The sequence below is a fragment of the Yoonia sp. genome, from assembly GCF_030731595.1.
In the GTDB taxonomy this organism is placed as follows: Bacteria; Pseudomonadota; Alphaproteobacteria; order Rhodobacterales; family Rhodobacteraceae; genus Yoonia.
On record NZ_JANQTS010000036.1, the window covers coordinates 44,699 to 52,980 of the forward strand.

At 59.3% G+C, this 8,282-nt stretch carries 8 protein-coding genes; 6 read left to right on the forward strand and 2 right to left on the reverse strand.

The features are described from left to right. Positions 1–29: 29 nt before the first annotated feature. From bamA to lpxB, 6 genes are all read left to right on the forward strand, one after another. Positions 30–2,336: an outer membrane protein assembly factor BamA gene (bamA, locus tag NWQ23_RS03300; protein ID WP_372340104.1), complete on the forward strand. Its 2,307-nt coding sequence runs from the start codon at positions 30–32 to the stop codon at positions 2,334–2,336. Beyond that, complete coding sequence (locus tag NWQ23_RS03305) at positions 2,336–2,857, forward strand: OmpH family outer membrane protein (RefSeq protein ID WP_306164814.1); 522 nt, start codon at positions 2,336–2,338, stop codon at positions 2,855–2,857. The genes bamA and NWQ23_RS03305 overlap by 1 nt, the downstream gene beginning before the upstream one ends. An 84-nt stretch (positions 2,858–2,941) precedes the next feature. Beyond that, entirely contained in the window at positions 2,942–3,403 is a 462-nt protein-coding gene (fabZ, locus tag NWQ23_RS03310) for a 3-hydroxyacyl-ACP dehydratase FabZ (protein ID WP_306164815.1), read from the forward strand. Continuing rightward, a complete protein-coding gene (gene lpxA, locus NWQ23_RS03315) occupies positions 3,403–4,185 on the forward strand; it encodes an acyl-ACP--UDP-N-acetylglucosamine O-acyltransferase (RefSeq protein ID WP_306164816.1) in 783 nt (260 codons plus the stop codon). The genes fabZ and lpxA overlap by 1 nt, the downstream gene beginning before the upstream one ends. Next, the gene (locus tag NWQ23_RS03320; protein WP_306164817.1) at positions 4,185–5,066 is read left to right on the forward strand and encodes an LpxI family protein; all 882 of its coding nucleotides are present in this window, start codon (positions 4,185–4,187) and stop codon (positions 5,064–5,066) included. The genes lpxA and NWQ23_RS03320 overlap by 1 nt, the downstream gene beginning before the upstream one ends. After that, a complete protein-coding gene (lpxB, locus tag NWQ23_RS03325) occupies positions 5,063–6,190 on the forward strand; it encodes a lipid-A-disaccharide synthase (protein WP_306164818.1) in 1,128 nt (375 codons plus the stop codon). The genes NWQ23_RS03320 and lpxB overlap by 4 nt, the downstream gene beginning before the upstream one ends. Here lpxB and NWQ23_RS03330 read toward each other — a convergent pair. Both NWQ23_RS03330 and NWQ23_RS03335 read right to left on the reverse strand, forming a co-directional pair. Then, a complete protein-coding gene (locus NWQ23_RS03330) occupies positions 6,140–7,063 on the reverse strand; it encodes a DMT family transporter (protein WP_306164819.1) in 924 nt (307 codons plus the stop codon). The two genes, lpxB and NWQ23_RS03330, sit on opposite strands and share 51 nt — an antisense overlap. Before the next feature lie 107 nt (positions 7,064–7,170). Beyond that, positions 7,171–8,282 (reverse strand): OmpP1/FadL family transporter (locus NWQ23_RS03335; protein ID WP_306164820.1); only part of this gene is annotated, 1,112 nt, incomplete at its 5' end.

The following is an 8,282-nucleotide window of genomic DNA, read 5'->3' on the forward strand; positions in this document are numbered from 1 at the left end:
CAACTGAGATGTTTGCACAGGCGGTCAACATGATGACAAGGGTGGGGTGCGTTTTGGCGCAAGGTTTCGAGGCAGTGCGGTCCGCGTGGCTGGCCCTGCTTGTCCTGGTGGTGATGGCCGGCGCGGCCAATGCGCAAAATTTCGCATTCAGCAGTTTTGAGATCGAAGGCAACCAGAGGGTTGCTGACGGGACCATCCTGACATTTGGCGGATTGCAAGCGGGGGCAGGGCTCTCGACCGCGCAGTTGAATACCGCAGGCCAGAATATTCGTGCATCGGGCCTGTTCGAGAGTGTTGATCTGATCCCGCAGGGCAGCAGCCTGCTGATCCGCGTGGTCGAATATCCGACGATCAACCGCATCAATATCGAGGGCAACAGCCGTATCCGTGACGCGGCCTTGCTGCAACTGGTGCAATCCCAACCGCGCCGCGTGTTCACCCCCACACAAGCCGAGGCCGATACAGCCGCCATTACCGAAGCCTATGCGCGCGAGGGCCGCATCAACGCGACAGTGACGCCGCGGATCATTCCTTTGTCCGACAACCGTGTCGATCTGGTTTTCGAAATTGTCGAATCTGCGGTCACCGAGGTCGAGCGGATTACCTTCGTGGGGAACCGCACATTTTCCGAAGGGCGGTTGCGCCGCGTGCTGGAAACAAAAGAGGCGGGTATTTTTCGGGCTTTGGTCGGACGGGATACTTTTTCGCCCGAGCGCGTAGAGCGTGACCGCGAGGTGCTGACTGATTTCTACCGTTCGCGCGGTTACGTGGATTTCGTGATCCAGAACGTCGATGTGTCTTTGACGCGCGAGCGCGATGCCTATCTGGTGACGTATAACCTGCGCGAAGGACAACCTTTTGCCTTTGGCGCCGTGTCGGTCTCGAGCGAGATCAACGGGGTCAATGCGGCTGACTTCGAAGGTGCGGTTCGCGTCCGCGGCGGAGCAACCTATTCACCGGTTTCGATTGACGACGATATCAACAGGATAGAGCGGCTGGCGGTGCAACGCGGCATCAGCTTTTTGCAGGTCGACCCCCGGATCACTCGCAATGCGCGCGCCCTGACGCTTGATGTTGAATATGTACTGGTCTCGGGGCCGCGCGTCTTTGTGGAGCGTATCGATATCGAAGGAAATGGCACCACTCTTGACCGGGTGATCCGCAACCAGTTCCGTGTCGTTGAAGGCGACCCGTTCAATCCGCGCGAAATCCAGGAAAGCGCGCGGCGCATCCGCGGACTTGGCTTCTTCGAAGGGGTGGCTGTGGATACACGCCAAGGATCCTCGGAAAGTCAGGTGATTGTCGATGTGAATGTGCAGGAAGGGCCGACGGGGAACTTGTCGTTTGGCGCAAACTTCAACACCGACACCGGCCTTGGTTTGCTGGCATCTTACCGCCAAACCAACTTTCAAGGGCGCGGGCAACGGCTCAATTTCGACGTGTCGACCGCTGAATCCAACCGGCGCTTTGGTTTTGGCTTTACCGAACCGCAGCTTCTTGGCCGCGACCTGCGGGGATCGTTCGATTTATCCTACGCGATCACGGACAACGAAAATGCGCTTTACGACACAGAGACACTGCGTCTTACGCCTGCGATCAGCTTTCCTGTAAGCGAAGCCGGACGCCTTTCGCTGTTTTACGCGCTTGAATACACCGATTTGACCGATGTCTCGAGTGATGCCAGCGTGATTGTCCAGAACGAAGGTGACTTGGGTGGTATCTGGACCAATGCCATCGGCTATACCTACAGCTTTGATAACCGCCGCACGGGGTTAAACCCCAACGCAGGGATCGTGCTGCGCTTTGGTCAGGAGTTCGGATTTGGTGACAGCCAGTTTATCAAGACAACTGCTTTGGCCGGGGCCGAGACCAGTATTCTGAATGAAGAGGTCACATTGCGCGCGACACTGGAGGCGGGCCTTCTGAGCTATCAAGAAGGCACCAGCCGCGTCACCGACCGCTTCTTTCTGGGCAGCCGCTTGATGCGTGGTTTTCGGCCGGGCGGAATTGGTCCGCGCGACGATGACACCGATGATGCCTTGGGTGGCAATGCGTTTTCGGTCTTGCGGCTTGAAACAGAGTTCCCGCTTGGCTTGCCCAGCGAATACGGGATCACGGGCGGTGCATTTGTCGACTACGGCTCTGTCTGGGATGTGGGGGAAACCTTTGGAGAAGACGTGATTTACAACGATTTTCTTGGCCGTTCGGTCGCGGGCTTGTCGATCTTCTGGACGACACCGATCGGCCCGTTGCGGTTCAACTTCACCGAACCGCTTGATGTGCAGGACAGAGACAACACCCGCAACTTCGACGTGACAATCTCGACGAGTTTCTGATGGGTGTTTTGCGGCTGGTTCTTGTTTGGCTGCTGCTGGCGCTTCCGGCGTCAGCGCAGCAGACATCGCCACCTGTGCTGATCATTGATAGCGAACGGATCTTTGCTGAAACGCTCTATGGCCAGCGCATCGACCGTGACCTGAACGCACAAGCCGAAGACCTGCAGGCCGAGAACGACCGAATTGTCGAATCCCTTACCCTCGAAGAGCGCAGCCTCACGATCCGGCGGCCAGAGATGACGCCGGAAGAGTTTCGCGCTGAATCGTCGGCCTTCGATACCAAAGTACAAGAAGTCCGCCGCATCCGGGACGCAAAGCTCGTCGAACTCCAGCTTGCTGGTGCCGAGGCGCGGTCGGAGTTTGAACGCCGCGTACAGGGCATCATCGCCAATATCATGATTGATCGCGGGGCTGCGATCGTCATGGAGCAGCGCAATGTGATCCTGTCGGTCCGCGCCGCAAATATCACCGATGACGCGATTGTTCGGATCGACGCCGAATTAGGCGATGGCGCGCAGTAGCCGGTGCTTGCCGGGGTCGACCCGCCTTGTTAATCATGACTTCAGGCGGCAAGAACCCGCAGTAAAGAGAAGGAGCCGCCCCGCATGACCGAGCCTGTCACGACCGCTGATATCCAGTTGATCCAGAAAATTCTGCCGCACCGGTACCCGTTCCTGCTGGTGGACAAGGTGCACAGTATCAATGGCACGACCTCTGCTGTGGGCATCAAGAATGTCACCATGAACGAGCCGCATTTTCAGGGCCATTTCCCCGGCAACCCGATCATGCCCGGTGTGACGATTGTTGAGGCGATGGCGCAAACGACCGCTGTTATGGTCGGTGCATCGCTGGGGCTGACCGATGGCAATCTGCTGGTCTATTTCATGGCGATTGACGGCTGCAAATTCCGCCGCAAGGTCGTGCCGGGTGACGTGCTGGAAATGCATGTGGAAACCACCCGCGGCAAGCCCGGCGGCAAGGTTTGGCGGTTCAAGGGCGTGGCGATGGTTGAAGGTGAAATGGCGGCCGAGGCCGAGTTCACCGCGATGATGGATATGCAAGGCTAATGGCAGATATTCACCCTTCTGCCGTGATTGCCGAAGGCGCGCAGATTGGTGCGGGCTGCAGCATCGGTCCGTTTTGTGTGATCGGTCCCGATGTCGTTCTGGCTGAACGGGTGATCTTGAAAAGCCATGTGGTCATCGAAGGCGACACCCATATCGGTGCGGATACCGTGATTTTCCCTTTCGCCGTCATTGGTGAAATTCCGCAAGACCTCAAGTTCGATGGTGAAAAGACCCGTCTGCGCATCGGTGCCCGCAATCGCATCCGTGAACACGTCACGATGAATACAGGCACCGCCAATGGCGGCGGCGAAACCCGCATCGGTGACGACGGGTTGTTTATGGCCGGTTGCCATATCGCCCATGACGCGCAGGTGGGTAATCGGGTGATCGTGGTGAATTCATCTGCCGTGGCCGGCCATTGCATCATCGAGGATGACGTGATCATCGGCGGCCTTTCGGGCGTGCACCAATGGGTGCGCATCGGGCAGGGTGCCATCATCGGGGCTGTGACCATGGTCACCAATGATGTGGTGCCGCATGGTCTGGTGCAAGGGCCGCGCGGAGCGCTGGATGGTTTGAACCTTGTCGGCCTGAAACGCAAAGGTGTCAGCCGTGCCGATATCACAGCACTGCGGGCCGCGTTCCAGATGCTCAAGGATGGCGACGGCACGTTTCAGGATCGGGCGCGCAAGCTCTCTGAAGAAAGCGAAAGCGCTTATGTCCAGCAGATGGTGACATTCATTCTGGGCGACACCGACCGCAATTTCCTGACGCCCGGCTGATGCTGGCGCTGATTGCAGGCACGGGTGAATTGCCACCGGCAATCATGGCGCGACTGGCGGAACGCCCTCTGGTTTGTGCTCTCGCCGGTTTCCGGCCTGCGATCACGCCTGATCTGACCTTCCGGATCGAGGAATTGGGCAGTTTTCTTGCGACACTCACCGCACGCGGGGTGACCGAGGTCTGCATGGCGGGCGCTGTCAAACGCCCCGCAATCGACCCCGTCGCCATAGATGCGGCGACACAGCCTTTGGTCCCCCGGATCATGGCCGCAATGGCCCAAGGTGACGATGGCGCGCTGCGCGCGATTATCGCGATTTTCGAAGAGGCGGGTTTGGCGGTACGCGCTGCCCATGAAATCGCCCCCGATCTGCTGCCAGACGCGGGCGTGCAGAGCCGCGCGCCCGTCACGATTGATCACAAGCAAGACGCCGTGACTGCCGAACAGACGGTGCGCGCGATGGGACAGGTTGACGTGGGGCAGGCCTGCCTTGTGCGCGGTGGCCGTGTGCTTGCGCGCGAGGGCCAAGCGGGAACCGATGCGATGCTCGCCCGTTTCGCGCCGACCGATGATCTGTTTTGGACACCCCTCGACGGGCTTGGCGCTGTCCTGGGCAGTGCCGCCGAGTGGTTAAGCGGCCCCGCAGGAGAGCCGACAGATGCACGCGGTGCGATTCTGTTCAAAGCGCCCAAGCCCGATCAGGACAGGCGTGCCGATCTGCCGGTGATTGGCCCGCAGACAGCCGCGCGGGCTGTGACGCTGGGTCTGTCTGGCATCGTCATCGAAGCGGGGGGCGTGATGGTTCTGGACCTGTCCGATGTGCGTGCGACACTGGATGCCGCAGGGCTTTTTCTCTGGGTCCGTCCCAAGGGGGGCGCATGAGGGTCTTTGTCATCGCGGGCGAAGCCTCTGGCGACAAGCTGGGTGCGGCGCTGATGGCAGGGCTCAGGCAGCTGCGCCCTGATGTGCGGTTTGACGGGGTTGGCGGGCCGCTGATGCAGGCCGAAGGTCTGGTCAGCCGCTTTCCGATGGACGAGTTGAGCGTGATGGGGCTGGCAGAGATCCTGCCCAAGTATCGCGCGCTCAAGGCCCGTATCCGGCAGATGGCGGATGCGATCCTGCAAACGCAACCCGATGTCCTGATCACCATCGACAGCCCCGATTTCTGCCTGCGCGTGGCGCGGCTGGTGAAAGCCGCCAGCGATATCCGCACGGTGCATTACGTGGCCCCCACGGTCTGGGCTTGGCGCCCCAGGCGGGCGCAAAAGATGGCGCATCATATTGATCATGTGCTGGCGCTTTTTCCTTTTGAACCGCCGCTGATGCAGGCCGCAGGCATGGACTGCGATTTTGTGGGCCACCCTGTGGTTGCCGAACCTGTTGCAACCGATGCAGAGGCTGCCGCCTTGGGGGATGGCACCGTTGTTCTGGTGCTGCCCGGCAGTCGCAAAGGCGAGGTGTCGCGGCTTGCGGATCGGTTTGGCGAAGCGGTCGCTTTGATTGCCGCCAAAGTGCCGGACGCGCGCTTTGTGATCCCCACGACGGGCGGGGTGCATGATCTGGTCAAGGAACGTGTCGCGCAGTGGTCTGTGCCTGTCACTGTCCTGCCACCGGGATCGACAGAGAAAGCGGCGTGGTTCAAGCGGGCCGATGTGGCTTTGGCTGCATCCGGCACGGTGTCGCTGGAACTGGCGGCAAGCCGCACGCCCATGGTGATCGCCTATGATATGGCCTGGCTCAGCCGGATCATCATCAGCCGCCTGTTGCTGGTGGATACCGTCACTTTGGTCAATCTGGTCAGCGACACGCGCGTGGTGCCGGAGTTTATCGGCAAGAACTGCGTGGCAGGGCCGATTGCAGAGGCGGTGCTGGACGTGCTGGCCAGTCCTGCCGCGCAACTGGACGAGATGGCAGTGACGATGGAACGTCTGGGGCAGGGTGGTGAAGCACCCGGGTTACGCGCGGCCCGCGCGGTGTTGCAGCGCCTTGAAGGTGCGTCCGTCTAGAATCACCAGACCGCAGGCCAGAAGCGCGAATCCCGCATAGGCGTTCAGCGGCAAAGCTTCGCCCAGCACAAGCGCGCCCAGAATGATCGCGACAGGGGCCACGCCAAGCGTCACCAGCATCAGGTTCCCGCTGCCGACCATGCCCAGCACGCGGTAATAAAGCATATAGGCCACCGCCGTGGCGACAATCGCGTAATAGCTGATCGCGCCCCAGGTCTGCAGGTGCAGATCAAGGCTGATCGGCCCTTCGATGACCCATGCGACGGGCAGGGTGATCAGGCTCGCCCCCGTCAGCATACCGGCTGCGGCGACCTGTGGCCGCAGGTGTCCCAGACGCTTGCGCGCCCAAACCCCGGCGAGTGCATAGCTGATCGTGCCGCCGATCACCGCAAGTTGCCCCAATGACCTGATGTCAAAGTCCTTGAAGGCCCCCAGTCCGATGGCCGTACAGACCCCGAAGAACCCGACCGAAACGCCAATCGCCTTGCGGGGCGTCAGTTGTTCATCTGCGAAAAAGAGTGCAGCGGCGATGACACCAAAGATCGCGGTGGATGCGTTCAGGATCGAGGTAAGCCCCGTTTCGATATGCAATTGGCCCCATGCCATGAGACTGAAAGGAATCACATTGTTCAACAGCCCCATGCCAAGAAAACCGAACCAGACCACGGGGTCTTTTGGGATATCCAGCCGCCGGATGATCACATAGGCCCACAAGATCAGCATCGCCCAGCCTGTGCGATGGGCCACGGCGGTCAGGGGGCCGATCTCTTCAAGTGCGACATGCACCGAAAGGAACGATCCGCCCCAGATCAACGAGAGCAGGAAAAGCTCTGCCCATGCGCGGGGCGATATGGATTTCTGAACCGGTGCCATGGGCGGACATGATCCCTTTGGCAAGGACCGCGCAACCCGTATCATGCGGGACAAACAAAAAAGCCCCGCCGACAAGGGCGGGGCTTTGGTTGACGTCAATGTCGACTTCAGAAGGAGTAGCCGACTCTCATACCGATCGCGATAGCGCTGCTGTCGGAGAAATCGGCGCGTGCAGTATCAGGTGTACCTGTTTCCGCACTTGCATCACCTGGCACAATATAGCGAATACCGCCGGAAAGCGTGACGTTGTCGATTGTGTACTGTCCGCCCAGAGCGATCGAGTAATTGCCATTGGTCGGTGAAAGCGGCGAGACAAGATCACTGTCACCTTCCGGTTCGTAACCAACAGTAAACGAAGCAGAGAAGACATCAGAGAAACGGCGGCCAACGCCGACAGAATACCCGAAACCGTCATCGATATCGGTCAAAGATCCCAATGGGAAGTTTTCCGGCTCTACTTGCACAACACTATATTCCGCCCAACGAATGGACCCGAACAAAAGCGTATCGGCAGCGATACCCGTTTGAAAATCCAGATTGACCGCTTGGGGTGTCGTGACCTCGGTGTCAGCGGTTGAACCGAATGTGTCGGTGGTTCCGAATTGATGCTCGATTTCGGAGATGTAGGTAAGCGCTACTCTCAGCGCAATGTCGGGAATCTCATAAGCTGCACCAAGGGTGTAGCCATAGCCCACGTCGCGCTCAAGATCGACAGTGTATCCCGAGACACCACCGGGAGGAGGGCCGCCATAAGCCAGACCATCAAGGGTTACGCTTGCTTCGACAGATTGCGCGCGAATACCACCAAACACGCTGATGTTCTCGTCGATCTTGTACCGCAAAAGTCCCGTCAGCGCCATCGAATCAAGGATGGCCTCTGTCCCGCCCAGAGCAACAGAAGAGCCTGTCGGATAGAGGATGTCCGCACCATATGGCTCGTCGACAATAATGGCGAAAGAGAATTTATCGTCGATATCGCGCTTGTAGCCGAAACCCAAAACGCCATAGTCGTCCGCTACGTTGCCGGTAGCCGAGCCGCCAAACACTGCAACGTCTTCGCCTTCGACGGTTGGCATGACGAACCCATAGCTGAATTCGGCATAGTTACCGTCTTGGAAAAGAACACCAACAGGTTGACCCGAGCGGTCCAAACCAACGGCATTCACCATGCTGGTTGTCATGAGCAAGGCTGCGCCTGCTGTCGTTATTTTTTTCATGT